Source organism: Cupriavidus sp., from assembly GCF_057315035.1.
The window spans coordinates 1-25340 of record NZ_DBHKYV010000032.1 but is presented as its reverse complement, the minus strand read 5'-3'; the positions used below and the strand labels follow the sequence as shown (position 1 = coordinate 25340).

The following is a 25340-nucleotide window of genomic DNA, read 5'->3' as shown; positions in this document are numbered from 1 at the left end:
GCGGCAATGGACGGCAAGAGTGCAAAGCCCGTCGCCCTGGCGTTGCAGGGTGGCGGCATGCATGGCGCCTTTACCTGGGGCGTCATCGACCGACTGCTGGAAGACGGCAGGCTTGCCATCGAGGGCGTCAGCGCCACGAGCGCGGGTGCCATGAATGCCGTGGTGCTGGCCAATGGTTTGCTGCACGGCGACAAGAATGGCGCGCGCCAGGCGTTGCACGACTTCTGGCTGGCCATTGCGCAATCGGCGGAGCGGTATAGCCCTCTGCGGTGGTTTCCCTGGCTGAAGGGATCGCATAGTTTCGGGTTGAACCATTCGCCGCTGTATGCGCTTGCCGATATGGCGCTGCGCGTGATGTCGCCTTACCAGTTCAATCCATCGAACTCGAACCCGCTGCGGGATGTATTGCAGCAGCAGGTGGATTTCGAAGCGCTGCGCAAGCAGTGCCCGATTCGCCTGTTCTTGTGCGCGACGAATGTCGAGACCGGCAGGATTCGCCTTTTCTCGGGCGCGGATCTGTGTGTCGATGCGGTGCTTGCGTCAGCCTGCCTGCCGACGCTGTTCCAGGCCGTGACCATCGACGGCCAGTACTACTGGGACGGCGGCTATGTAGGCAATCCCGCCATCTTCCCGCTGATCTATGAATGCGAAACGCGCGATGTGGTGATCGTGCATATCAATCCGATCATCCGCCGGGGTGTGCCAACCACTGCCGCGGAAATTCTCAACCGGCTCAATGAGGTCAGCTTCAATTCGTCCCTGATGCGCGAGATGCGCGCAATTGCCTTTGTCACGGCGCTGATCCAGCAGGGCAAGCTCGATGCGGACAATATGAAGGAGATGCTGATCCACTCGATCCGTTCCGACGAGACCATGGCTGCGCTCGACGTTTCGAGCAAATACAACGGTGACTGGTCGTTCCTTTGCCATCTGCGTGACCTGGGCAGGACGCAGGCGGAAGCATGGCTTGCTGGCAACTATGACAGCATCGGCCAGAAATCGACCGTCGATATCAAGGGCGAGTTTCTCTGAGCGGCAATGCAAGGCCCGGCGGCGTCGGCTGTGCCAGCCGCCAGGCCAGATTGCGGCGTGCGCGCGCTTCGTAGCGCTTGTAGAACGGTTCGGTGAGATAGATGCGTGGACGGGCCAGCACCTTGCCGAGGAAAGCCCGTTCGGCGCTGTCGTAGGTCAACTCGTCGAGATCGGGACGCTCCGCGCGCAAATGCACGGCGTCCAGGCGAAACCATGCCCGCGGATAACCCAGTACTGCCAGGTCGATGTCGACGGCAAAGCGACCGGCCGCATCGGATGGCACCTGGGTATGCGATGTAGCCAGGATCAGCTGCGTGACACGCTCGACGGCGGCCATGCCGCGTTCGGCGTGTTGGCGGAACCACTCGGCGCTGCGTGGTTCATTGTCGCTGGCACCGGGCGTATAAATCACGTCGTGGCACCATAGCGCCAGCTCCACGACATCGGCGTCGGGGACCACGCCGTGCGCCCAGTCGAGGTCGCGCAAACAGCGGCGGACATGTTGCAGCGTGTGATAGCACCGCCCCGGCTCGGCATAGCGGCGGGCCAGGGCGGCATAGACCTCTTCGGCACGCGCGCCGCCGGAGCGCGACCAGAGCGCCAGGAACCTCGCGCGCATCGCGTCTGCTACCGAATCGGCCTTCGCCGGACCAGAGGACTGTGGCATCTTGCTATGCGTGTTGCAGATCGAGTTCGGCTTTGCCCTGTTGCCAGTCGGCAAGGTCGAAGCCTTCGGTGAAACTGCTGTGGATGGGCCCGAGGATCTCCCGCGCAGCATCCTGTTTGCCTTGTTGCCGCCAGAGTCGCGCCAGGCTCAGCGCAGCCTGCAACTCCAGCGATCTGGCACCCTGGTGGCGCGCCACCGCAAGCGCCTTCTGGAAACTCGCTTCGGCAGCGTCCTCCCGGGCTGGCAACGCCAGTAGCAGGTCGCCGTTCAGACGATGCAGCGCGGATTCCTCGATGCGCTCTCCGGTGTCTTCCGCGAAAGCCAGTGCTTCGGGCAGCAAAGCCAGGCCTGCTTCAGGCTGCCCGGCATTGCCGCAGGCTTCGGCAAGCATGGCCAGCAGATTCGGCCGACCCAGCGACGCGCCGGTTGCTGCATAGTCCGCCAAACCCCGATGTATCTGTGCAATCCCTTCCTGGGAATGCCCCTGTATGGCGATTTCCCATCCCTGCAGCACGATTCCCCATGCCAGGTAAATCGGGAATCCCTGTTCGGATGCCACCGCGATGGCAGCCTTGGCGTACTCGGCCACTTGCTGGGGCTCCCTGCGGCGCCGATGGACTTCCGCCGCAAAGATCAGGCATAGCGCCAGATTGACGGTGTCGGGGCGTTGCCGCGCCATCACCAGTGCCTCGTGGCAATGTGAGCGTGCCAGATCCGGCAGGCCCAGATACCATACGATCCAGCCCAGTGTACTCGTGGCGTGAACGGCCGGGTCTCGGCCATAGCCCATCATGTAGTCGTACTGGGGCGGCTCCGGGCGTTGCAATGCCAGCACCTGTTCCATATGGTCGCGGGCCACTTCAAGCAGGCCCAGGCGGAGCGCCGTGGCGCCGGCCACGCGGTGGCCTTCGGCGAGCTGATTTGGCTTCTGCGATTGCAGTGCCATGTCGAGCAGCCGGTTGGCCAGTGGCCATGACACCTTGTATTGGGCCCGCAGTTGATAGGATGCCCATAGCCCGAGCTGCGCAGAGAAGAAGTATGCGTCCTGCTCACTGTGATCACGCCCGCCACCCTGGTCGCCCTGTTTTCCGTGATCGCACAACGCCAGTGCACGCCGATAGGTAGCCTCGACCTCCGCTGAGGCCTGGCCACGGGTGGCCATCAAGGTAGGCCCCAGTGTCAGCAGCAACGTGAGTTCCTGGCGGTCGCGCTCCGGCGTCTCAGGCAGTCGCTTGAGCAAGTCGAGCGCAGTGCCGAGATGTGCGATCGCCTCGAATTGGGCGGAGCGTTGCAGCGCCTGCTGCCCGGCTGCGTACAGGTATTCGACGGCCTTCGGGATATTGCCGCTGAGGCTGTAGTGGTGCGCAAGTTCGTTGCAGTAGTCTTTCAGCCGGCCAGGGAACAGCGTCTCGATTGCCTGCGCGGTGCTCTCGTGCAGTTCGCTGCGCCGCTCGATCAGCATCGTGGTGGCGGCAACTTCCTGGGTCAGCGCGTGCTTGAATGCGTACTCCACCTCGGGGAACGCCGGCCGTTCGTGAACGAAGTCGGCAGCCTGCAGATCCGCCAGCAGCGGGAGCAGCCGGCCGTCATCGAACGCACTGACGAGCCGGACCAGGCTCAGCGGAAATTCCTTGCCGATAATCGCCAGCGTTTGCAGCAGTTCCTTCTGGGCGATCGGGAGACGGTCGATACGCGCGGCAAGCACGCCCTGGACCGTGGTTGGAATATGCAACAGGGTAGGAGCGGCCTGCGCGATGCGATAGCAACCGGGGTGGCCAAGCAAGGCACCTTCCTCCACCAGGGTCTGGACCACTTCCTCCATGAAAAACGGATTGCCTTCGGTCTTGTCGAGCACCAGCCGCTTAAGCGATTCAAGACTGCGGTCGTCGCCGAGCAGTGCGGTAAGCAGTCCGCGGGCCTCGGCCGGACCCAATGGCTCCAGATGGAGTTGCGTGTAGCAGGTCCGCCGGCTCCAGTCATGCGAGTACTCTGGGCGGTAGTTGACCAGCAGTACCATTCTCGCGCCGGGCACGTGGTCGATAAGAAGATTAAGGAAGGCCTCGGTTTCGTTGTCGAGCCATTGCAGGTCTTCGAAGAACAGCAGCAGCGGCTCGTCGAGGCTTTCCCGGACCAGCAGGCGGGCAATGGCTTCGAAGGTTCGCTGACGCCGGATCACGGCATCCATCGTGGGTAGCGCGCAGGCCGGATCGTTGGCCCCGAGCAGATAGAGCAGGTAGGGCAGATGCTCTTCGAGCGAACGGTCCAGCGTGAGGAGCCTGCCGGTCACTTTCTCGCGGCTGCTTCGCTCGCCATCCTGCGCGGTAATCTGGAAATAGTTCTTCAGGAGCTCGATCAGCGGCAGATAGGCGAAGGCCTTGCCATGCGAGACCGAGAACGTTTCCAGCACATGGCAGCCTTGCTGCGCCCGCGCCTTGAACTCATAGAACAGCCGTGATTTTCCGACGCCGGCTTCGCCGCGCACGCCGACGATCTGCCCTTGCCCCGACTTGGCCAGCTCAAGCGCATCGTGCAGTTGCTGCATTTCGTCCTGCCGCCCGACAAACCGTGCCAGGCCACGATGCGCTGCAACCTGCAAGCGCGTCCGCAACGCGCCCAAGCCCTGTACCTCGAACACGCCCAACGGATCCCGTACGCCCTTGACCTGTGTGGTGCCCAGCGCCTTGAACTCGAAATAGCCTTCCGCGAGCTTGTGCGTGGAGGCGCTGGCCAGGATCGAGGCCGGCGTGGCGATTCCCTCCATGCGTGAGGCAATGTGAATCGTATGCCCCACGGGATCATAGTCGGTATGCAGGTTGTCCTTGCGGATCGAGCGCACGACCACCTCGCCGGTGTGGATGCCGACGCGAATCTGCAGCGGAACGCCCTGTTCGAGGCGTACCCGATCGCTGTGCTGGCGCATGGCCTGCTGCATGCGCAGTGCCGCGTACAAGGCCCGCAACGCATGGTCCTCGTGGGCAATTGGTGCACCGAACAATGCCAGGATGCCGTCACCGAGGAACTTGGCCACATAGCCTTCGTAGTGGTGCACGGCCTCCATCATCAGCGTCATGACGGGGTCGATCAGGCGCCGGGCCTCTTCGGGATCGAGGTCCTGGATCAACGCGGTGGAGCCGGCCATATCGGCAAACAGTGCCGTGATGGTCTTGCGTTCACCGCCAATGCCGCCCCGGGCCTCCATGGCGGCCTGTTCGGCAAGGATGCGCTCCGCCAGATGGGGTGGTGTGTAGTGGACCGGGGCCAGGCCCGCGGCACTGGCTGCCGTGGCGGGTGCCGGCGCTGCGTCGCCCAACGCGTTGCCACAGATGCGGCAGAACTTCGCGGTGGGACTGGCTTCCCCGCCACAGTGGGGACAAAGTCGTCCAAGCCGGGCGCCGCATGACTCGCAAAATCTGGCCCCCGCAAGGTTCTCGAAATGGCATTCGGTGCAATGCATTTCGCCTCCTACCCCCGCATTACCCGCATCAGACCATTAGACGCGTGATCGGAGCGGCAAGCAAGACAGGGTGGATGCGCGTTGTGGGGCGATCAGTGAGCCTGGCAGCGTGAAAGTTTGCAATCTACGTGGCATTGAACGCTTTCGGGTTGAGCTACGCGGGCGGCGGTGCCAGAATTCCTGTGCGGGATCGCATGGGGTTGTCTATATATGGACCGGGAATCGCACAGCGACGTGTCGAATGGGACCGTGATGTTCGCGGATGTCAGCGGCAGCACACGGCTATACGAAGTAGCCGGCGACGCGGCAGCCCTGGCGGCGATCGGCCGATGCATCCGCGCCATGACGTCATGTGCCTGCGCCATGCATGGTCGGGTCATCAAGACTATCGGCGACGAGATCATGGTGATGTTCCCGTCCGCGGAACAGGCGATGCTGGCGGCAGTCGACATGCAACTCGCCGTTTCACAGCTCGCGCCAGTGAGCGGCATCGCCATGTCGATCCATATCGGTCTCCATCAGGGCCCGATCCTGGTGGACGCATCGGGCGATGTGTTCGGCGATGGCGTCAACCTGGCCGCCCGCCTTACGGCCCTGGCTTCGCGCGGCCAGATCCTGACCAGCCGTGAGACCGTCGAACATCTTTCTCCAAGTCTGCGGCAGAGAACGCGCGGCCTTTACCCGATCAAGGTGCGTGGCAGGGACCATCCCGTGGAACTGTTCGAGGCGATCTGGCAGGAGGGCACAGACCTCACGCTCGTCGCCGAGACCCAACCGGGCGCGGTCGCCTGGAGCTTTCTCACGCTGCGCTATCGCGACACGCTGGTGGAAATGACCGCCGAGTCAGCGCCGGTTACGGTTGGGCGCGACGGCAGCATGACCGTGGTCGTGACGGACCGGCGCGCGTCGCGCTTCCAGGCCGTAGTCGAGCCGAGAGCCGGGCGATACGTGCTGGTCGATAGAAGCTCGAATGGCACCCACGTCAGCTTCGACGGTGAAGAACCGTTTATCCTGCGTCGCGACGAAGTCGCGTTGCGGCACCACGGCTGGCTCACCTTCGGTGAAGCCGCATGGGCCAACGACGAGCGCGTCGAGTTCTTCCTGCAGACCGATATCGGCAAGGGGCTGCCCTGAATAGCAGGGCCAGGGTAGGTTGCACGCCGCGTTTGTGCCAGAATGCGAAGTCATCATCCCATTTCGGCATTCACTGCCTGCACCCTCGTTGACAGGCCCGTCCGCTACCGTACCCATCTCCGTCGTCAACGGCTTCCTCTCCGGCGCTGATCCGGCTGCCATCGCGCGGCTTGCCGAACGCTCGGGCATTGCACAAGAACTGTTGCTTGAACCCGGCGCACGCGTGACCCAGGAACAGTTCGCCACGCTCTACCGGCTGCTGGCCATGGAGCTCGACGATGAAATGCCGGGCATCTTCAGCCGGCCGCTACGCAACGGCGTGCTCAAGTTTCTTGGTCTCAGCCTGCTCGATGCGCCACGGCTGGAGATCGCGTTGCACCGCTTTGGCCAGTTCTTCCACCTGATCCTTGACGAGTTTCGCCTGACACTGCGGCGCGAAGGCGCGTCAGCGTATGTTGAACTGGTGCCAAACGCCGGCGGCCCCGGCCCTGCCGCCAGCGTGCTGGGCTGCGAGTTGATGCTGAAGCTGGTACACGGCATGGCCTCGTGGCTTATCGGGCAGAGAATCCTGCTGGACTGCGCGGAGTTTGCGTTTCCGCTGCCACCGGAAAGCAGTGATCACCTGTACCTGTTTCCGGGCCCGGTCCGCTTTGATTGCGGGCGCACCCAGATCGGCTTCGATGCGCGTTACCTCGATCTGCCGGTCAGGCAACGCAAGCCCGATCTTGAAAAGTTCCTTGCGCGTGCGCCCGAGGACTGGATCTTCGTCGCCTTCGCGGAGCAGTTGACCTGCCACCGCGTGCGGCAGCACCTGGCCGAGTGCCTGCCCGAGTCGCCCACCATCGATGCGGTGGCGCAGACACTCCACCACTCGGTACGCACCTTGTGTCGCCGCCTGTCTGCCGAAGGCACGACCTTCCAGGCCATCAAGGACGAGGTGCGGCGCGATCTGGCCATCCAGCGCCTGACCCGCACCACCGACCCAATCGCCGAGATTGCCTTCGACGTGGGTTTCGATAATCCCACCGCCTTCCATCGCGCATTCCGGCACTGGACCGGCAGCACGCCTAACGCCTACCGCCGCCCGGCCTGACCTGATCCGCCGACTCACAAATCTGGCCGTCGACTGACAAATCCTGCCATCTCGCGCGCTGCAAAAGCCCGTGGACGACCGGGCAAGCCCGGTCCACGCCAAAAGCGGCAGGATTTGTCAGTGAATGGGCCGATTCGGGTAATACCCGTTGCGCAGCCTCACATTACGATCGCTTCATCGATGTCGCAGCGCTGTTGGCCAACCGGCCGGAGGCGCTGTATCTCAAGATAATGAGGCAAGAGATGAGCTATACCGCACCCACCAAAGACATGCTGTTTGTCATTCAGGAGCTGGCCGCACTGACAAAAGTGGCCACGCTGCCCGGCTTCGAGGATGCCACGCCGGAAACCGTCGAGGCCGTGCTGGACGAGGCAGCGAAGTTCCACGGCGAGGTAGTTGCCCCGCTGAACGTGGCTGGGGACAGGGAGCCAAGCTCGTGGCACGACGGCGAAGTCAGGACGACCGCCGGCTTCAAGGACGCGTTCCGGCAATTCGGTGAGGGTGGCTGGCAAGGTATTGCGCATCCGACCAGATTCGGTGGCCAGGGCCTGCCCAAGCTGGTCGCGACGCCCTGCATCGAGATGATGAACGCGGCGAACATGTCTTTCGCGCTGTGTCCGCTGCTGACTGATGGCGCCATCGAAGCGCTGCTTATGGCGGGCTCCGACGAACTCCAGCAGCGCTACCTGCCACGCCTGATTGCAGGCGAGTGGACCGGTACGATGAACCTCACCGAGCCACAGGCCGGCTCCGACCTGGCGCTGGTGCGTTCGCGCGCGGTGCGCCAGGCCGATGGCACCTACAAGGTTTCGGGTACCAAGATCTTCATCACCTACGGCGAGCACGACATGGCCGGGAATATCGTGCACCTGGTGCTGGCGCGCACGCCGGACGCGCCGGAAGGCGTGAAGGGCATCTCGCTGTTCCTGGTGCCCAAGTTCCTGGTCAACGATGACGGCTCGCTGGGCGCGCGTAACGACGTCCAGTGTGTCTCGATCGAACACAAGCTCGGCATCAAGGCCAGCCCGACTGCCGTGCTGCAGTTCGGCGACCACGGCGGCGCTACCGGTTACCTGATCGGGGAAGAGAATCGCGGCCTGGAGTACATGTTCGTCATGATGAATTCGGCACGCTTTGGTGTTGGGGTGCAAGGTATTGCAATCTCGGATCGCGCCTACCAGCAGGCCGTTGGCTACGCAAAGGACCGCATCCAGAGCCGCCCGGTGGACGGCTCTTCAAGCGAAGCCGTCGCCATCATCCAGCATCCCGACGTGCGCCGCATGCTGATGGAGATGCGGGCCCTGACCGAAGGCGCCCGGGCGCTCGCGCTGGTGGCCGCAGGCTACTCCGATATCGCGCACCACGCGGCAGACACTGCGACCCGTGCGCAATATGCCGCGATCTACGAATATCTGGTGCCGATCATCAAGGGGTGGAGCACCGAGATGTCCGTCGAAGTCACCAGCCTGGGTGTGCAGGTGCACGGCGGTATGGGATTCATCGAGGAGACCGGCGCGGCGCAACACTATCGCGATGCGCGCATCCTGCCAATCTATGAAGGCACCACCGCCATCCAGGCAAACGACCTCGTTGGTCGCAAGACCGTCAGGGACGGGGGTGCCGCCGCCAAGGCCATCCTCGCGCAAATCGACGAGACGCTCGATGAGTTGAAGATCTATGCGGAGGGCGGCGCGCATGCGGCGTGCAGTGCGATGTACAAGCGACTGCATGCCGGGCGCGTGGCATTGGGCAATGTGGTTGATTTTGTGGTTGCGAAGACACGCGCCGATGCCAACGCCGTGTTTGGTGCCAGCGTGGCCTACCTGAAGTTGGCCGGCATCGTGCTGACCGGCTGGCAGATGGCGCGCGCACTGATCGTATCCATCGAAAAACAGCGCGAAGACCAGGCCTTCCATGGCGCCAAGATCGCCACGGCGGAATTCTTCGCCAACCACATCCTGACGCGCGCTCCGGCGATCGAGGCGTCCATCACCAGTGCGGTGGGCACCGACGGCTTCCTTACATTGAGCGCAGCGCACTTCTAAAGGTGCGTGATCGGTGTAGGGCTGGGTGCGTGGCGCTTACGCACCCAGGCCCTCGCGTTCTAGCCATGAGCGGAACGTCATGACCAGTTCATCGCCAGACTTTTCATCGGGAACGTAGGTGCAATAACTGCGCGACGGCAGACGCGGGCCGCTGAACGGGGCAACCAGCCGGCCAGCGGCGAGATCGTCGGATACCAGCGCGGTTGGCCCCATCGCAATGCCGATCCCGTCGATGGCGGCCTGCAAGGTCAGGTAGAAATGGTCGAAGGTCAGCGTGGCAGCTGGCCTGAGATCAGGAATTTGAACGCTTGCCAACCAGTCAGGCCAGAGTCGCGGAAGACTCGAGGTATGCAGCAATGTGTGATGTTGCAAGTCGCCTGGCGCGCGCAACGGTATGTGCTGTAACAGCGCCGGACTGCAGACCGGCAGCCTCTCTTCCGTCAGGAACGGTTGCATCGCATAGCCGTAGAACGTATCCGGACCACCGCGGATGACGATGTCATGGCTGTCGCTCAGGCTCTCCAGCGGCCCGTTTGACGTTTCCACCCTGACCTCCACATCGGGATGTTCGGCGCGGAACTTTGCCAGTCTCGGCACCAGCCAGCGCAAGGTGAATGTCGCGGGCGCGTTGACGCACAGCGTGCGGGAGACCGTTTCGAACACGCCGAATGTCTCGGTCGCGTGCGCGAGCTGTTCGAACAAAGGACCGATTTTCTCCAGATAGGCCTTCGCTGCCGGCGTCAGCTTTACGCTCCGGTTGTGCCGTTCGAACAGCGATGCGCCCAGCCATTCCTCCAGCAAACGCACGTGTTGGCTCACCGCCCCGTGAGTGACATGCAACTCGGCGGCGGCTTCCTTGAAGCTGCCGAGCCGGCCTGCGGCCTCGAAGGCCCGCAAGGCATTGAGCGGGGGCAATACCCGTTTCATTTGAGATAGTTTTTCTAACGTGAACCAGCAATTTAACTGGTTTGATGGACCGCTACAAGATAGATATCCTTCTTGCTGCGTCGTCGAAGATATCTCCCGTTCTCCTTCGAGCACCCACCAGGCAATACCCAATATCCATTACCCAAAATCCCGCACATCCTCATGCTCAGCTATACCGGCGGTATCGTGCTCTTTGCCGCCATGCTCCATGCGAGCTGGAACGCGCTGTTGCACGGCAACCGCGATCGGTTCTTGTCCATGACGTGGATGAGCATCGCCATCGCGGTGGTCTCCACATTCGTCGTCCTGTCGAATCCCTGGCCCGCTAGTGCTTCGTTTCCTTACATCGTCGCCTCGGGGCTCGTGCATATCTTCTACAACGCGAGCCTGGTGCGGTCGTATCGTCGCAACGACCTGGCGCTTGCGTATCCAATCGCGCGAGGCTCTTCGCCGCTGCTCGTCACGCTCGGCGCGGCACTGTTTGCGCATGAGACGATCGGCCCCTTGCATATTCTCGGCATCGCGATGATCTCGGGTGGCATCGTCGCCATCGCGCTGGGGCGCCACGTGTCGCGCGCCGGTGCGCTGGCCGCGCTGACGACCGGCGCTACCATTGCGGTCTATACCGTGATCGACGGTATTGGCGTCAGGCTGTCCGATGGCCAGGCACTGAGCTACACCGCGTGGATGTTCCTGTCCTATTGGCTGATGCCGGTGCTATTCGTCGCGGCACGCGGGTTCGCGCCGCTATGGTCATCGATGCGAGCCGAGCCGCTGTCGGTCGGCTCGTCGCTCGTTGGGGGCCTGGTGTCGATCGCGGCGTACGGCATCGTGATCTGGGCGCTCGAATCGGGCGCAATGGGCACGGTATCGGCATTGCGCGAGACCAGCGTGGTCTTCGCGGTGCTGATCGGGCGCGTATTCCTGCGCGAATCGGTCAGTGCCACGCGCTGGCTCGCTTGCGTGGTCGTCGCGGCCGGTGCGGTTTGCCTTGGCCTATGAGATGGGTACTGGAACAGGGGACACAAACATCATGGTGGATGACACGAATATTCGGGCTGGCCAGTGCCATTGCGGCGCAGTGCGTTTCGAGGTAACGCTCAGCGACGGCTTCAACTCGATCCGCCGCTGCAACTGTTCTTACTGCAGCATGCGCGGCGCCGTCGTCGTGGCGGTCGAAAAGGGTGGCATCCGGTTCCTGCAGGGCGAGGATGCGCTATCGAGCTACCGCTTCAACACCGGATCGGCGCAGCACTTCTTCTGTTCACACTGCGGCATAGCCACGCATCTTCAACGGCGCTCCAACCCGAACCTGTACGGCGTGAACGTGGCATGCCTGGACGGGGTAAGCCCGTTCGATTTCCTTGAGGTACCAGTCATGGATGGCGTCAACCATCCGAACGACAGTGGAGGGCCGGCGCGCAGGGCAGGGGTCCTGCGCTTTGTTCCGGACGACTAAGTCGTCTATTGGTCCTGGTATCTTCGCTCCTGCATCGAGCGCCCGCTCATCCGGGCGTGGAGCAATCTGCGTGCGTCGCCTAGTATCGATCAGTCTTTCGGCTGTGGGAGGGGGTGATGGCAGACTTCGATGCGTTATACGCGGCAATTCAGCGTGTTTATCAAGCGGTGTTATCAGATGACCTCTGGACCGAGGCGCTGATGTTGTTCAGCGAAGTGGTGGTGGCACAGCGAACCATGCTGGTCACGGAGTCGGCCGGGGGCCGCAGCCTGATTGCGGCCACTGGCATGGGAGCGGGTGCGGCATCGCTGATCTATCAGAAACTGTCGACGAACCCGCCCGCGTGGATTGCGTCAATTCCTGATGGCGTGCCGATGCGACAGACATCGTGCGTGACGGATGCGGAGTTCGAGCGATCCGAGATCTACCAGCAGACGGTCAGGCCGGTTGACGGCTTCTATGGCATGGTGGCGCCGCTTTCGCGTGCGATGCCGGGGCGAACCTATTTCATTGCCGGACGCGTGCATGGCGCGAGTGATTTCGGGCCCGCCGACGTTGCCGCAGCCGCTGCGTTCATCCCCCATCTTCATCAGGCGCTGCGCATTCATGCCCATCTCGCTGGAGTTGCTCAACGTTACGACCTGACATGCCACTTGATGGACGCACATGGCATTGGCCTGATCTGGCTTGACGCCAACCTGCGCGCCGTGGACGCAAACCGCAAGGCACTGGACCTGGTGGATCGCAACGACGGCGTTCGTTTTGGACTCACCAGGATTGGCGGCACATCGCCGGTTCTCGATGCTACGCTGCATGCCACAATTGCCCGAGCGGTGCTGATGCAGGGAGGCCATTACGTTGGCGCCAGCGGGGTCCAGAATGCGTTGCGCTGCCGCCTGGTTCGACAGGCGCCGTTATCGCCGTTGTCAGTGTCAGTCATACCTGTTGATGCGTGGCGCCATGATTCGCCACCCAGCGCGCGAATCGCGCTTGTGCTGACCGAAGAAGGGCAAGGCAACGCATCATCCGCCGGTTCGGCTGCGCGACTTGCGCAGCTCACCAGTCGAGAGAATGACCTGTTGGACTGCATCGTGCAGGGCCGCAGCCTCGCGGACTCGGCCGAACATCTGGGCATCCGCAAGGAAACCGCGCGCACGTACCTGAAACGGATCTTCGCCAAGACCGATACCCATCGGCAGGCCGAGCTTGTCGCGCTGATGCTGGCAGGGCGATAACCCCATTCGGGGACGCGCCGGACTCCCCTTTTGCGGATGCATCCCTTCGTCAGGGTGTCCACGGACGAGGCTGGTGTCTTCACGCGGTATTCCTAGACTTGCGCCACGGACCCGCGCGCCGCGCGGAGCCGTTTTATCCTGCCCACATCGCGAGGAGTCACCATGCCAGGCGCTACTGCCACTATCCGTGCCGATCTGAAAACCGCGTTCGTCAAAGCCGGCGGCAAGCCGCCGTTCATTATCAAGGACCCATTTCCGTCAGTGCAAATCAGCCCGACCATGCTGATCCAGCGCTACTGGAACAAGCTGAAGGGATCGCCCGGCAAGGCTGTCTCCGATGTGGAAGCCATCTCAGGCGGTCATCGCATACGTTACGAACATGGCGCCATCTACATGGGCGGCTCGGCGAAGCATCCGGCATGGGTCTACGGCGCCATCGGTGAGTACTATGACAAGCTTGGTGGTCCATCGTCGTGGCTCGGATTCCCGCTCACCGATGAGCAGGCGTTGCCTGACGATGGCGGGCGTGTCAGCACGTTCGAGCATGGCGCCATCTATTGGTGGGCAGACACGGGTGCTATCGACATCAACAACATCGTTGTGCACTACACGGGATTGCTGTGCTTCGGCGAGACGGACTGGGACCAGACGTCCGACTCGGACGAGCCATACGTTGTGATTGGCGTGCTGTCGCCCATTGGTAGTCGATCACTGCGGACGCAAATCTATGAGGACGTCGACGCCGGTGAATCGCGGCCGGATCTTGTCGAAGTCTATCGCGGGCCACCGATCGGGCTGGCGATCAGTTCCATGGTCATGGAGCATGACCTTGAGGATCCGGAGCAATACACCGCGGCAATGACGGCTGCCGTCAGTGCGGGTGCCGCGACACTCGGCGGGTTGGTAGCAACAGTGCCCGGTGTCGGTGCTTTATTGGCAGCGGCGGCAGCGGCGTTGCTTCCAACCGCGGTAAGCGTTGTCGTCGACGCGCTAAAGAACGAGTTCGACTTTGACGACGATGTGATCGGCTTCGATACGCCGATTCTCGCGTCGAAGGCCCTTGTCACCATGGCAGCACATAAAAAGACCGAGTTCACCAAGGGTGTGGGCTACAAGTTCCAGACCGCGTTGATTTCGGGGGAGGGCGCGTCCTACAAGGCGTGCTTCGGGGTGGTGAAAGCCTGACGTCGGAACGCGGTGCAGCCAAACGTAGGTTGCATCGGCGAATGCTGCCGGAAAGGCAAAACTCTTCCGCAAGCGCCTTCACCCTACCGCTCGCCGCGGTCGAAGTCGCGCCAGAACGAATCTCCCTTCGTGCGGTTGTCGTAGATGGTGGGCTGCGCCAGCGTCAGGATCGCTGGCGCCATGGCGATCGAATATGCGTGCAGCGGATAGGGCGAATAGTGCATCAGCCAGCGTCCGGCGTTGTCCGCATCGATCTGGAAGGGGTTGGTCCCGCCTACGCCGTAGCGCTGCACTGAGGCGCCCCAAGCGGCGTCGAAGTCGGCGATGTTCTTTTCCTGGATCGCGTGGCCCAGTTCATGCGAATACGTGTCGAGGAAGTCCAGGTAGTCGTCGCCTATGCGGCCGTAGGTGGCCTTGTCGACGAAGGTGACAGTGCCATGGTTCTCGAACGCGCCAGGGCCGGTTGCGACGCGTTCCATGAAGTACTTTGTGTCGCTGATATCGGCGCGGCTGCGGGCGCGCTCGGAAAACATCTGGTGGGCGTCGCGCACCTGCCCGGGCACTTTGTCGCCGTTCCAGAAGCCCGCCATCATCACACGGTTGGCAATGGCGCCACCGAGCCATGCGCCCAGCATGCCGGCGGCATAGCCGGCCATGAGGTCCCAGTTGTCGCCGGTGATGCCGGCGCCCACGGCCCCACCCAGGGTTAGCGAAGAACTGACGAGGCCCAGTATCCCCAGCGTGGTGGACTGTGCCACGGCGCCGCCCAGCGTGCCGGCCAGCGCGGAAACGCCCCACACCGCGGTACCGCCAAGGGCGCCGCTCAGTGCACCGAGCAGGCCGCCGATCACGGCCCCCTTGGCGCCGCCGTCGATGCCGCCCGCCACCGCGCCGCCCACCAGCCCGCCCGCCAGGCCCGACAGGAACGGGTTGCCTGCCGACACCACGAAGACGAAGGCACCCACCAGGCCGCCTACCAGCCCGCCCAGCACCGAACCAAGCAGCGACATGCCGCTAGGGTCGGCGTAGACCATCGGGTTGTTGGCGGCGTAGGCATAGGGGTTGAACAGGCGCGGACTCGCGAGCGCGAGCTCGGGCGCGCTGAGGTAAAGCGGATCGGGGCTGACAAAGCGGCCGATTTCCGGGGCGTAGTGGCGTGCGCCGAGTGCGTAGAGCCCACTGATTTCGTCGAGCTGCTGACCGCCGAATGCGCAGGGCACCGCCTGCAACGCTGCGCCAGCGTCTTCGCCGAAAGGCTGGAACACGCGGCTGCCGGCCAGCGCGCCGACGCCGTTTGTGAGCAGGGTCACGTGGCCCAGCTCGTTGCCATGCAGGTAGGTGCGGGTACCCGCCTGGTCGATCGCGACAGGCACGCCGTCGGCGCGCACGAAGCGGCGCGTGGTGCCGTCGTCGTCTTCCTCAAACAGGCCGGCCAGCGTCAGCGTGCGGCGCACCGCGCCGGCCACCGTGGTGGTGCGCCAGATGCGTTCGCCGGCAGCGTTGTGCAGATAGGCGGCGGTGGCGCCATCGGCACGCTGCACGCCGGCAAGTCGGCCTAATGCGTCGAAGCGTAGCTCGCGCCCGGGCAGGCGGATGACATTGCCATTGGCATCATGCGCGTATAGCCGCACGAGGTTGCCGGCGGCATCAAGGATGCCGGCTATGCGGCTGCTGCCCGGTGGATCGTAAGCAATGCCCGCGGCGCCATGGGTGGGGAAGGTCAGTACGTTATTGCCCGCATCGTAGCCGTAGCGGCGCACATAGGCTGCCACCGCGGGCGAACCGCCGCCGGCCACCTCGGTCAGCCGGTAGCGGCCATCTAGCGTGAAGCGCCGCGAATGCGGGGCATCGGGTCCGGGCGGGCGGCCATCGAGCTGGCTGAGCAGGTTGCCGACGCTGTCGCGCCCGTAGCTGACGTCGTGCATTGTGTCGCCGGCCGCGCCGATCACCTGCAGCCGTGACAGGAAGCGGCGCTGCGGGTCGTAGTCGATCAGCGTGCGCACGCCGTTGGCGACTTTTAGCTGCGTGCGCCGGCCGCGGGCGTCGTAGGTGATGGCCTCGAGCGTGCCGGGGATCGCGCTCAGGCGCGCGCAGCGGTCGTAGACGTAGCGCGTCTCGGTGCCGTCGGGGTAACGGATGGCGGCGAGCTGGCCGTTGGGGTGGTAGCTGTGGCCAAGGGACCAACTGCGGCCCGGGACGGTCAGCGTGCGCTGCGTGGCACGTCCGCGTGCGTCGTAGTCGAAGCTCCAGTCGCCGGCCTCGTCGTGCACGGCGGCGAGCCGGCCGATGGCATTGGCGCGTGCCGGGTCGTCGTAGGTGAATTGCTGCACGGTGGCGTTGCCCACGCTGACGCGGGTGGGCCGGTCGAGCGCGTCGTAGCCAAAGTCCACGCGCTGCCCGGCGGCGTCGACGCAACAGGCCAGCCGGCCAGCGGCGTCGTGGTAGTAGCGGCGCAGGCCGGCATCGCGATGGTCCAGCGCCAGCCGGTTGCCCGCCAGGTCGAAGCGTTGCGACAGTATGCGTGCGCCGTCGGGCCCCGTGACCTTCAGTACCCGGCCAGCCTCATCGAGCTCGTAGGTATGGCTGGTGAGCAGGCCGTCATGCATCTCGGTGACGCCAACCAGGCGTCCCCAGCCATCGAGCCGGCGCACGGTGGGCGTATCGAAGAAACCGCGTGCGATGTTCTCCGGCGAGGCGTCGGTGTCGTTGGCATCGTAGAGTACGGTGCGAAAGGAGTCGTAGAGCGCGCGCGTGCTGCGCGCGCCGGGCAGGTCGGTGGCGATCACACGTCCGATCGCGTCGTAGTGCAGGGTAGTGGACTCGCCCGCAGGCAGCGGGGCATGCGGGGCAAAGTCCAGCGACGCGCCAAAAGATGGCTCGCCCTGGCGGCCGAGCCAGCCGCGCCGGTTCAATGTGAACGGAGCCGACACCAGCACGGTGTCGTCGTCGATCACCGCGCGGGCCTGGCGCGCCGCGCCACCGCCATCGTGGTACACGCGCCGCCGCGCTGGCGGGGCGCCGGCCGCCTGCTTCTGCTCCAGTTCGACGTAGGGTGGCGTGGCGTCGAGATGCCACGCCACGGTCTCGCTTGGCGCCGCCAGCGTGTCGCCGGGCAGGGCGAGGCGGGTCACGCGGCCCAGCGCATCGAAGCCGAAAGCCCACATGGCGCCGTTGGCGTCGGTCATGCGGTCGGGCTGCAGCGCGGCATCGTCCCAGTGGAAATGCACCTCGTGCCCAGCGGGGTTGTGCATGCGCAGCGGAAAGATGCCATCGGCGTCGCGCTCGAGCGTGGTGTCGTGGCCGAGCGGATCGCGCGCGGTGAGCAGGTTGCCTTTCGCGTCGTACTGGTAGCGGCCGGCGTCGGTCCACACGGCCCCATCTTCGAGGCGGAAGCCGAGCGTGGCAGCATCGAGCCCGGCCGCGCCGTAGTGGTCCGCAAAGTCATTCGCAGCCAGCACGCGCAGGCTCTGCCGCATCAGGTTGCCTTTGCCGGCCTGCCCAAGCGGCAGGCCGGCAAAGGGGGCGCCATCGTAGTAGTAGCGGCGCTCGCGCAGCACGCTGCCATCGGAGGCGCTGTCGAGTATGCGCGCAGGCAGCGGGGTTACCGTGCCGTCGGGAGTGCGCGCGTAGGTGATCTCGCTGCGCTGTGCGAGTGGCGTCGGCCCGTTGGCCGATGACTGGTCGCTAACCACGTTGCCGGCTTCGTCGAAGGCATAGGTGTGGGTCGTTACCACTGTCGTTCCGTCGCTGCCGGGTGCCTCGTTGCGATTGCCGGTACGATGCACCGTGACCACCGGCGTGCCATCCGCGCCGTGCTGCGCGATAGCGGCCGTCCAGACGCTGGTGGCCAGCCGCAGCGGCGCGCCATCGGCCGGCCCCTGGCGTGTCTCGAGCAGCTTGCCCCAGCGTGCCACGGCCAGGGCGCGTGCGTCGCTGCCCAGGCCCTCGGTGGGGCTGGCGTCGAAACGCATCACTGTGTGCAGTGTGGGCGCGGTGTCGTCGCCGTGTTCGGTCAGTTCGACGCGGCCAAAGCCGGCAAAGCGCCGCTCGCGGCCGTCGTACATGCCGTCGTGGTAGCGCACCTCCAGACGGGTGTCGAGACCGGCGAGCGGGTCTTCCTGCTGTACTTCGGCCACCACCTGCACCGGAAACGGCAGGAAGGTCTGCCACGGCAGGCCCTCGGCGCGGTCGCGCGCGGCGAACTGGCTGGAGCTGGCATAGCGGATGCGCGTGCGTCGGCCAAGCCCGTTGTCGACCGACGACAGCAGGTAGGGCTTCTGCTCGCCAGCCAGGTCAAGGAAGAAATAGCGCGTGTGCGGCCTTACCTCATGCGCATGGCTCCACAGCACACCGGCCGTGCCCGCGCCCAGCAGGTCGGCCACGCGCACCTCGGCGCCGCTGGTCAACGGCGTGTTGGTCAGGCGGATGGGCGCCCCAAAGCCGTTGCCGCAGCGGTTGATCCAGATTGTCACGCTATCAGCCTCGACCACCACCAGGTCAGCCAGCCCATCGCCGTTGACGTCACTGAGGAACACCCCGCGCGGCTGGTTCGGGCGCGCGAACGGCGGCGAGCCGCGCATGACGCGGCGCCGACCCCAGCGGCCAATACCCTCGTACGGCCAGTACGACACCTCGCCGGAGCGCAGCAGCACGATGTCGGCGAGGCCGTCGCCGGTCATGTCTGCCAGTTGCACGCGCGGATCGGCCAGCGAGATATCAGGGAATGCGTCGAGATCGCGCACGCGGGGGATGGGCGGCTGCGAGCTCCAGCCCTGCACGCCACGGTTCAGGTGCAGGATGAAGGCCGTGGACGTGGTGCGCAGCAGGTCTACCTGCCCGTCGGCGTCGAGGTCGACCAGCCGGTTGTTGGGGTCGCGCAGGTCGTAGTTGGGCGCGCGCGGGTAGGCCTGGAACGGACCCCATGCGGCGGGACCGATGCGGGGAAAGTAGCCGGTGCGCGGCCCGTCGGTGACGAGCAGGTCGGCGGCGCCGTCGCCGTCGATGTCGCCGAAGCTGGTGCCGGGCGCGCCAAGCTCCACGCCGGCGGGCAGGCTGCGGATCTGGCGTGGCGCGTCGAAGCTGCCGTCGCCCCGGTTGGCCCAGTAACAGCGCTGCCCGCCGCCGATCTGGACGATGTCCGGCAGGCCGTCGCCGGTGCAGTCGAGCAAGTCGGTGCCGCGCACGCCGAGCGGCGCGAGCGTAAAGCCGTTGGGGTTGTTCAAGGCCCGGCAGCGGCTGGCGGGAGGGCGGAACGGGGTGTAGTCGAAGGTGAGCGGCGGCAGCGCGACGGTGTCGCCGTCACGGTATCCGCTCAGGCGGATTTCGCGCAGCAGGGACAGCGGCGTTTCCTGTGGCTCGGCATAGGCCAATGCATAGCGCCGGATCAGGCTCGCTCCGGCAAGGCGGTCGCAATGGACCTCGATGGCGATGCAGCGCAGTGCGGTGGCGAGGGGAAAGCCGTGCCGCGCGGTGCCAAGCACATCGGGCCTCGGCGCATACGTGAACACCACACGGTAGGGGCCATAGGCGATCTCGTCCAGATAGCGGTTGTTGCCATCGGCGAGGTAGTGGTAGCGCACCCGGTTGCCATTGCGGTCCTCGACCTCTTGCAGCGCCCAGGCGAGCACGCGTTCGGGGTGGTCGGGGTGCGCGATGCGGGCGTTACCGTCCACGCCATAGCGCTGCACGCCGCCTTCGCGCGGGAAGACCTCCCAGTGCTCGCCGCGCTCGATGCGGGCGAACCATTCATCGTATTTGGGGCGGTAACGCTGGGGCGCGCCAGCGGGTTCCCCCGCGCCGTCAAGGCGGACCAGTTCGCCATGGCGATCGTGCCGGAAGCCGTCACTGTCGTCATAGCGCACGAAGCGGCGTTCGCCATCGCGATGGATCGACGGTACCCCTACGCCCCAGCCAAGTCCGAAGGCGCCGTTCGCCGCGCCCGAGCTATAGCTGAGCGCCAGTGCGGGGCGTAGGCCGGCAGGGCCCGCCGGCATCAGCAGGTCGACCGTGTAGCTGCCGGTGCCGCGGTTATAGTCGGCGACAAAGTTGCCGCCCAGCCCGCGCACGTCGCCGCCGCCCCTGGGCAGGCTGACGGTCAGCGCGGAAGTGCCGGGGAGATTGGCCATGGCGATGGACTTTGGCGTGAGGCCTGGCTGTCACGCGTCGCGCACGCTCAGGCCGAGCACGCGCGCCCCGGGATTCTTCCATGCCAGCAGGCCGAAGCGGCCCGCCGCCGGCAGCGCGTGGTCGCGGCCCGACAGGATCTGCACGCCATCGAGTGCTGCTACCAGCGCGTCGCCGACCACGGCGACGCAGAGTTCGTGGGCCTGGCCGGCCTGGTAGTCGGCGGTGGCATCGAAGGCCGGCACGTCCAGCTCCGCAAAGACACCGCCGACCTTCCTGCCAAGGCGGCGATAGCCAAGCGTGGCGTCCATCAGGAAGTAATAGAAGTTGTTGTCATCCTGGTAGCGCAGGATCACGCCGATTCCGTCGCTGTCAGATTGCAGCCGCACGCGCAGCAACAGGTCGCGGCGCACTGGCCAGCCGGCGTCGGTGCGCGCCAGCAGCATGGCGCCGGGCTTGGCAGGGCTGGTATCGAGATGGGCGGCGGCATGCAGGTTCGACTGCTGGCGCAGGCACGGCACGGCAGCGTCGTAGCTCCAGGCGCCGGGGCCACCATCGGTGGCGGCCGGGTCGTCGATGCGTTCGAACGCGGCGAGCGGGTCGGCGCCCAGGTTCAGCGTCGTAACCGGCCGGCCACGCGGCGAATACCCGTAGTTGGCGAAGCAGGCGAGGTTGCGCACCTTGTCCTAGCCGAAGCCGGTATCGAAGGCGGCCTGGTTGAGCGCCCGATCGATGCGCACGGTCCAGTCGCCGGTCAGTGGACCGCCCACGAACACTGCCAGCGCGGCATCGCCGGGCCCCGCCAGGCCGTTGGCAGCAGTGACGACGTTGGCGACATTGGCGCCATGTTCCACGGTCAACGTCAGTCCGGCCGGCGACACGCCATCCACCGTCTCGACGTTCAGGCACAGGCTGCGCACCCGGGGCGCGAGATGGTGGAAGGGCAGGTAGCCCTCATCGAGCGCAAAGCGCAGCGCACCCTCGGACTGGAAGTTGTAGAACTCGTCCGGATACTGGAAGCGCAACGACAGGCCGAGCATCTGTTCGTCGTGACTCACGGCGGCCAGCCCGGCTCTCACCACGTTAGCCACTCCGATGCTGTAGCAGGCGTCGTAGTAGAGCACCAGGTGGACATTGGTGATGGTGCGGAAGTCCACATCGTTGACGTCCGGCGGCAGCTCCAGCACCCAGCCGCCGGCCACGCCGCTATTCTCGAACACCGCCAGCACCTGCTCGTCGGTAGCGGTGAAGACGAAGCCGTCGCCGCGCATGTCGAAGCGCGACAGGATCATGGTTTCGGCCTTCTGCACGCGCGTCTGCACCGTGCCGTCGCGGCGCCGGTCGAGCGAGAAGCCGCTGTTGGTGAGGGTGCCGTGCAGGCCATCGGCGCTTACCAGCCCCTCCACGATCACCTCGACCCGGCGCAGCTTGCGACGGTAGGTGCCAGGGTTCCAGCGGTCGAAATCTTCCAGCGTGGTCTGGAAGTCGAGCCGGCCAGTCTGCTGGAAGTCGCGGCGGAACTGGAACGGGTAGCGGTCGGCCAGCGCGATGCTGACCTTGATCGGGGCCTTCTTCTCGGTGTCGAGCAGGCGGTCGTAGCTGAACTGGTCGACGTCGGCCAGCAGCAGGTCTGCCGCCAGCATGCCGTTGAGATCGCTGCGCTCGTAGTCGAAGCGGATGCGGTTGACGGTGAGGTCGTACTCGAACTCGTAGGCGCGCTCCATCAGAAAGGCGGCGCCGATGGCCCAGTCGAGGTAGCGTTGGCTGATCTCGCGCTGCGCCTGTGCCAGGTTGTCCCAAAGTTCGGGGCTTAGTTCCTGGTCGTTGAACGCGTCAAGCTGCGACCTGGCCTGTGCGGCGCGCAGCTTTGCCAACTCTTGCTGTGCCTGCGCGGCCTTCACTCCTTTCTTTGCGACCGCGACCTGGCCATTGGCCAGCGTGAGGTCGTCGGTAAGCTGGTCGACCTTGCGGTCCATGTTGCGCAGTTCAAGCTCGCGCGTGGCCTTGCTGCGACTGCGGTTCATGGTGCGCAGGATGTCGCCCTTGGCAACGTCGCGCGTGTAGTAGAAGTCCGATGTGCCGAACAGGTCGGTGTACGTTTCGTGTACGTAGGTGAGCTGGATGCCGAGCTGCCGGGCAAAGTCCGGATCGACATGCACGCCGCCGTCCGGGGCCGAATACAGCGCTGTGATCTCGTCGTAGAACGCGGTTTGCTCGGCCACGGTCGCATAGTCGTCGCGCGCCTCGATGGCCTGGTCGATGCGCTTGCCGGCAATTTCGGCGGCGCTCTGCGCCACGTCCTGCTGCGTCTTGGCCAGCGCAACCTTGGCGTCCTCCACCTTGACGGCGGACTTCTGCGCATCCACCGCCTGTTGCAGCGTGAGCCGGGTGAAGGCTTCTTTTTCAGCGGTGCTCTTGAAGTTGAGATAGGCGCGCTCGGCCTGGATTGCCTGGTTGGTGAAGTAGCGCGCCTGGTTCTGCAAGTAGCGCCACGGGTGGATCGGGATGATGTCGTCCGGGATGCCCAGATAGTTGATGCCGTTGGCAATCTGGCCGAGATTGGCCAGCGCCTGCAGTATCACGATGCGTCGCCCGTAGTCGATGCCGTCGAAGGCGAGCCGGTCGGGGGCGTTTAGCAGCGCCAGCGTGTCGTCGGCATAGGGGGCGAAGCTACCTTCGTAGAGCGCTCCCGAGAGCTCGAACCCAGCGGGAGTCAGGGCGACGATGCGCGAGTAGGCCTGCACGGCAGCGTCGGTGTCCTGCTGGCGGTAGTGGCGGTCGCCTTCGGCCAGGTAGGTACGGGCCAGGCGCGCCCACAGCATGGGGCGCTCGATCGCGAAGTTCAGGTAGGCGTAGTCGCGTGCGCGCAGGTAGTAGCTGGCGGCCAGGTCGTGGCGGCCCAGTGCATGGTAGGTGTCGCCCAGCGACAGCGGCAGTACCAGCCCGCTTACGTGCGCGAGGTGCGAGGTGAATGCGCCCAGGTTGCCAAGGTCGACGATGAGGTCGGCTAGGCGCAAGGCGTCGATGCGTGGCTGGTAGAACGCGGCTTCCAGTGCGCCGGCACCGGCGGCCAGGTCGATATGGACAGCGCCATTTCTGCCGGCAACCTCGAACTCGCTCACCGGTTCGGCCGCATCGAACGAATGCGCCTGCCAGGCGGCGCCGCTGTGCAGCAGCAGCGGCAGACCGGCGCTGCCCACCGCGCGCGTGACCGACGCACTGCCGGGATTGAGCGCCTGCGTCACCTGCCAGCCGCCCAGTGCGGGTACGCGGTGTATTGCATTGGCGAAGTGGCCGGCGGCGGCCTCGGCGTTGCCGGCCAGGGTGCTGGTCACGCCCAGGTTGTGCTCGACAGCGGCCAGCGCGTCGGCCCTGTCCTGTCCTCGATAGGATTCGGCTGCGTTGGCCAGCGCGTCTTGCGCCCCGCCCACGTCCTGGCTGGCCAGCGCTACCGCGGCCAGCAGTGCGAAGCCGTCGCCGCGCCGGGCATCGTCTCCGGCGGCGAGCGCCTCTTCGGCGTGCCGGCGCGCCAGATCGAATTCACCCTGGCGTAGCAGCGTGAGGCAGAGCGCATGCTCGCGCTGCGCACGCGTGGTGTCGCCGGCGAAACGGTCGGTCAGTTCCAGCAGTTCCTGCGGCGGTTCGACGCTAGGCATGATGGCCGCCGCCGGTCCCAGCGACGGTCGCAGGCGATGGATGTTGACGCTGGCCTCCAGCAGTGGCTTGACCAGTTCGACCTCGGCCAGCATCTCGGGACGCAGCTTGCCGACCTCGACCGGAAAGACTGGCCACACCAGCACCGGCAGCAGGGCCCAGGCGGCAAGGTACTCCGATAAGGCCTCGCTGTAGCGTTGCCGGAAGAACGCCGCATTGCCGGCCAGCAGCCGGGCCTGTATCTGGGCCTCGAGGGATTGCGCGGTGGGTGGGGTGGCAAGCGCCAGGCGGGCGACCGCCTTGGTGGTGTAGGCCTCGGCCAGGTACGAAGGCATGCTGTCCCCCCTGTGTCGTCCGCAGGCCACCGGCGTGGCGCCGGCAGGCGGATTCAGGGTAGTCGATAACGCCGAGGATACAAGCGGAAGGGTCAGTTGTTGACCGGTGAAAGAGGCAATGAAGGGTCCCACAGGATTTCATGTAACGCCGAACGTTTGCGCCAGCCCACCTGTTCGAGCATCGGCGCTTCGTAGAATGCGGGTACTGGCCCGAGGCATAGCAGGCCAAAAGGCGTCGCACCCGCAGGAAGGCTGAGCTCCCGCGCGAGTGCGTCGGGATCGAACATGGATACCCACCCAAGGCCGAGATTTTCAGCGCGCGCTGCCAGCCAGAGATTCTGTACCGCACACGCGGCGGAAGCCCAGGCCATTTCGCGCGGCATGCTGCGGCGTCCGAAGATCGTGCCATCGTCAGGCGCCAGGATTACCGCCAGCAGCTCTGCACAGTCACGAATGCCCTCGACTTTGAGGCGCAGGAATTCCGCCGCGCGCTCACCCAAGGCCTGCGCCGTGGCCTGTCGCTCAGTCTCCACCAGCGGCATCAGTCGCGCACGCCATTCCGGGGTGCTCAAGCGCATGAACCGCCACGGCTGCATGAGTCCAACCGAGGGTGCCTGGTGGGCTGCATTCAGAAGACGCTCCAACTGTGCCTCGGCCAGGGGAGGCCCCGGCGTGAAGTGACGACAGTCGCGCCGTAGCGCCATGATGCGGTACAACGCGGCGCGCTCGGTTTCGTCAACTAGAGGGCCTGACCCGATTTGTTCCATTGATTTCCCTAGGTTGCGGGGCAGGTCGTTGTAGCACATGTTGTCGATTGTGGCGCGACGCGCAGGCCACTTCGCGTTCCGTGCCGGCAGCGCACTTTCCCGTGCGGTTGAGGCGACGAGTAAGTCATGTCAGAAAAAGACTTGCCAGACAGGCACGAAACGCATTAGTATTCGGTCCCCGCTGCAGCAAGCCAAGCTTCGATGCGGCGGGCGAGAATAATGGCCAGAGA

The 25340-nt window shown here is 65.1% G+C and carries 15 protein-coding genes; 8 read left to right on the top strand and 7 right to left on the bottom strand.

The window, feature by feature from the left end:
* Positions 1–6 precede the first annotated feature (6 nt).
* Positions 7–1032, top strand: coding sequence for a patatin-like phospholipase family protein (locus tag ACO550_RS28680; protein WP_315595757.1), 1026 nt, complete (start codon positions 7–9; stop codon positions 1030–1032).
* Here ACO550_RS28680 and ACO550_RS28675 read toward each other — a convergent pair.
* Entirely contained in the window at positions 1013–1699 is a 687-nt protein-coding gene (locus ACO550_RS28675) for a hypothetical protein (RefSeq protein ID WP_315595756.1), read from the bottom strand. The two genes, ACO550_RS28680 and ACO550_RS28675, sit on opposite strands and share 20 nt — an antisense overlap.
* Before the next feature lie 4 nt (positions 1700–1703).
* Complete coding sequence (locus ACO550_RS28670) at positions 1704–5153, bottom strand: adenylate/guanylate cyclase domain-containing protein (protein WP_315595755.1); 3450 nt, start codon at positions 5151–5153, stop codon at positions 1704–1706.
* 210 nt (positions 5154–5363) lie between these two features.
* Here ACO550_RS28670 and ACO550_RS28665 point away from each other — a divergent pair, with 210 nt between their 5' ends.
* The 3 genes from ACO550_RS28665 (at position 5364) to ACO550_RS28655 (ending at position 9425) form a co-directional block, all read left to right on the top strand.
* On the top strand, positions 5364–6287 hold the full coding sequence (locus ACO550_RS28665; protein ID WP_315595754.1) for an adenylate/guanylate cyclase domain-containing protein: 924 nt from the start codon (positions 5364–5366) through the stop codon (positions 6285–6287).
* Between the two features lie 88 nt (positions 6288–6375).
* Complete coding sequence (locus ACO550_RS28660; protein WP_315595753.1) at positions 6376–7380, top strand: AraC family transcriptional regulator ligand-binding domain-containing protein; 1005 nt, start codon at positions 6376–6378, stop codon at positions 7378–7380.
* Positions 7381–7622: 242 nt separating this feature from the next.
* The gene (locus tag ACO550_RS28655) at positions 7623–9425 is read left to right on the top strand and encodes an acyl-CoA dehydrogenase family protein (RefSeq protein ID WP_315595752.1); all 1803 of its coding nucleotides are present in this window, start codon (positions 7623–7625) and stop codon (positions 9423–9425) included.
* 36 nt (positions 9426–9461) lie between these two features.
* Here ACO550_RS28655 and gcvA read toward each other — a convergent pair whose 3' ends face one another.
* On the bottom strand, positions 9462–10352 hold the full coding sequence (gcvA, locus tag ACO550_RS28650) for a transcriptional regulator GcvA (protein ID WP_315595830.1): 891 nt from the start codon (positions 10350–10352) through the stop codon (positions 9462–9464).
* A 162-nt stretch (positions 10353–10514) separates the two neighbouring features.
* Between gcvA and ACO550_RS28645 the strand changes: the two genes are divergently transcribed.
* The 4 genes from ACO550_RS28645 (at position 10515) to ACO550_RS28630 (ending at position 14231) form a co-directional block, all read left to right on the top strand.
* Positions 10515–11354, top strand: coding sequence for an EamA family transporter (locus ACO550_RS28645; protein ID WP_315595751.1), 840 nt, complete (start codon positions 10515–10517; stop codon positions 11352–11354).
* A 31-nt stretch (positions 11355–11385) separates the two neighbouring features.
* A complete protein-coding gene (locus tag ACO550_RS28640) occupies positions 11386–11811 on the top strand; it encodes a GFA family protein (RefSeq protein WP_315595750.1) in 426 nt (141 codons plus the stop codon).
* Between the two features lie 116 nt (positions 11812–11927).
* Positions 11928–13046, top strand: coding sequence for a LuxR C-terminal-related transcriptional regulator (locus ACO550_RS28635; RefSeq protein WP_315595749.1), 1119 nt, complete (start codon positions 11928–11930; stop codon positions 13044–13046).
* Positions 13047–13208: 162 nt separating this feature from the next.
* The gene (locus ACO550_RS28630) at positions 13209–14231 is read left to right on the top strand and encodes a hypothetical protein (protein WP_315595748.1); all 1023 of its coding nucleotides are present in this window, start codon (positions 13209–13211) and stop codon (positions 14229–14231) included.
* An 83-nt stretch (positions 14232–14314) separates the two neighbouring features.
* Here ACO550_RS28630 and ACO550_RS28625 read toward each other — a convergent pair whose 3' ends face one another.
* The 4 genes from ACO550_RS28625 to bluB all read right to left on the bottom strand — a co-directional run bounded on the left by ACO550_RS28625 (position 14315) and on the right by bluB (position 25110).
* Entirely contained in the window at positions 14315–20356 is a 6042-nt protein-coding gene (locus ACO550_RS28625) for a toxin TcdB middle/N-terminal domain-containing protein (RefSeq protein ID WP_485995044.1), read from the bottom strand.
* Between the two features lie 30 nt (positions 20357–20386).
* On the bottom strand, positions 20387–21034 hold the full coding sequence (locus ACO550_RS28620; RefSeq protein ID WP_315598783.1) for a hypothetical protein: 648 nt from the start codon (positions 21032–21034) through the stop codon (positions 20387–20389).
* Between the two features lie 6 nt (positions 21035–21040).
* Entirely contained in the window at positions 21041–24343 is a 3303-nt protein-coding gene (locus ACO550_RS28615) for a Tc toxin subunit A-related protein (RefSeq protein ID WP_315598784.1), read from the bottom strand.
* Between the two features lie 92 nt (positions 24344–24435).
* Entirely contained in the window at positions 24436–25110 is a 675-nt protein-coding gene (gene bluB / locus ACO550_RS28610) for a 5,6-dimethylbenzimidazole synthase (RefSeq protein WP_315598785.1), read from the bottom strand.
* Positions 25111–25340: the final 230 nt, after the last annotated feature.